The following is a 2,500-nucleotide window of genomic DNA, read 5'->3' as shown; positions in this document are numbered from 1 at the left end:
TTGTTTTTAACTTTCTTTTTGGTTTTTTAGCCAAACATAGAAAGTTTTAAATAAATATAATAATTGTGTTGACCTTGTTATAGTTATCTCTATAATACGCCTCCACGATTTGAGGGAAGCTATTGGTTAGCTTTTCTCGGGTCTAAATGTAATGTTTAGACCAGCTCTTTAACAATTCAAATTTTGAAATAGACGATAATCAAGCGTCAAACCGGTGGAAAGCACTTTAACCTAGTGACTTTCTAAATCGTAAATCCAGAGGGGTACAAAAGCCCTTTGGTATGTGATCTGAGTGTTGTTTTAATACTGACTCTTCTTAGAGTTGGGAATTAGAAAACTATTTTGGGTTATATGGTCAAGTGACCAAGCGTGCACGGTGGATGCCTTGGCAGTCAGAGGCGATGAAGGACGTGGTAATCTGCGAAAAGGTTCGGGGAGTTGATAAACAAGCTTTGATCCGAACATGTCCGAATGGGGAAACCCACTCTACTTGTAGAGTATCCCACAGTGAATACATAGCTGTGTGGAGGCGAACCCGGGGAACTGAAACATCTAAGTACCCGGAGGAAAAGAAATCAACCGAGATTCCCTAAGTAGCGGCGAGCGAAAGGGGATTAGCCCTTAAGTGGTTTTGGTGTTAGTAGAAGGCTCTGGAAAGTGCCGCGATAGAGGGTGATAGCCCCGTATACGAAAACACCTTAATCATGAAAACGAGTAGGACGGGACACGTGTTATCCTGTCTGAATATGGGGGGACCATCCTCCAAGGCTAAATACTCCTGACTGACCGATAGTGAACCAGTACCGTGAGGGAAAGGCGAAAAGAACCCCTGTGAGGGGAGTGAAATAGATCCTGAAACCGTGTACGTACAAGCAGTGGGAGCGGACTTGTTCCGTGACTGCGTACCTTTTGTATAATGGGTCAACGACTTATTTTCAGTAGCAAGGTTAAGCACATAGTGGAGCCGTAGGGAAACCGAGTCTTAATAGGGCGTTTAGTTGCTGGGAATAGACCCGAAACCGGGCGATCTATCCATGAGCAGGTTGAAGGTTGAGTAACATCAACTGGAGGACCGAACCCACATCCGTTGAAAAGGCTGGGGATGACTTGTGGATAGGAGTGAAAGGCTAATCAAGCTCGGAGATAGCTGGTTCTCCTCGAAAGCTATTTAGGTAGCGCCTCGTATCTCACCATTGGGGGTAGAGCACTGTTTGGGCTAGGGGGTCATCCCGACTTACCAACCCCATGCAAACTCCGAATACCAATGAGTGCAATTACGGGAGACACACAGCGGGTGCTAACGTCCGTTGTGGAAAGGGAAACAACCCAGACCGTCAGCTAAGGTCCCAAAGTTACAGTTAAGTGGGAAACGATGTGGGAAGGCTTAGACAGCTAGGAGGTTGGCTTAGAAGCAGCCATCCTTTAAAGAAAGCGTAATAGCTCACTAGTCGAGTCGGCCTGCGCGGAAGATATAACGGGGCTCAAACTGTACACCGAAGCTACGGATGCTTARTTTAYTAGGCATGGTAGAGGAGCGTTCTGTAAGCCGTTGAAGGTCAAGCTGTAAGGCAGGCTGGAGGTATCAGAAGTGCGAATGTTGACATGAGTAACGATAAGGGGAGTGAAAAACTCCCCCGCCGGAAGACCAAGGTTTCCTGTCCCATGTTAATCAGGGCAGGGTGAGTCGGCCCCTAAGGCGAGGCAGAAATGCGTAGTCGATGGGAAACAGGTTAATATTCCTGTACTCGTGCATATTGCGATGGAGAGACGGAGAAGGCTAGGCCAGCACAGCGATGGTTGTCTGTGTTTAAGGCGGTAGGTTGAGGGCTTAGGCAAATCCGGGCCCTCTTAAGACCGAGAACTGATGACGAGCCCTCTTTTGGGCGAAGTGGTTGATGCCATGCTTCCAGGAAAAACTTCTAAGCTTCAGATATGCAGGAACCGTACCCCAAACCGACACAGGTGGTCAGGTAGAGAATACCAAGGCGCTTGAGAGAACTCGGGTGAAGGAACTAGGCAAAATGGTACCGTAACTTCGGGAGAAGGTACGCCGGCCGGTGTGAAGGACTTGCTCCGTAAGCACTAGTCGGTCGAAGATACCAGGTGGCTGCGACTGTTTATTAAAAACACAGCACTCTGCAAACACGAAAGTGGACGTATAGGGTGTGACGCCTGCCCGGTGCTTGAAGGTTAATTGATGGGGTTAGCGCAAGCGAAGCTCTTGATCGAAGCCCAAGTAAACGGCGGCCGTAACTATAACGGTCCTAAGGTAGCGAAATTCCTTGTCGGGTAAGTTCCGACCTGCACGAATGGCGTAACGATGGCCACACTGTCTCCACCCGAGACTCAGTGAAATTGAAATCGCAGTGAAGATGCTGTGTATCCGCGGCTAGACGGAAAGACCCCGTGAACCTTTACTATAGCTTCACAGTGAACTTTGAACCTACTTGTGTAGGATAGGTGGGAGGCTTTGAAGTGCAGACGCCAGTTTGCATGGAGC

At 48.2% G+C, this 2,500-nt stretch carries 1 rRNA gene; it reads left to right on the top strand.

Annotated features, from left to right (window positions below):
* Positions 1 to 353: 353 nt before the first annotated feature.
* Positions 354 to 2,500, top strand: a 23S ribosomal RNA gene (locus B6N13_RS23120); the annotation flags it as partial.

It is taken from the genome of Marinomonas sp. UCMA 3892 (assembly GCF_012726345.1).
Taxonomy (GTDB): domain Bacteria; phylum Pseudomonadota; class Gammaproteobacteria; order Pseudomonadales; family Marinomonadaceae; genus Marinomonas.
The sequence above is the reverse complement of the archived record's forward strand: the minus strand, read 5'-3'. Positions and strand labels throughout refer to the sequence as shown.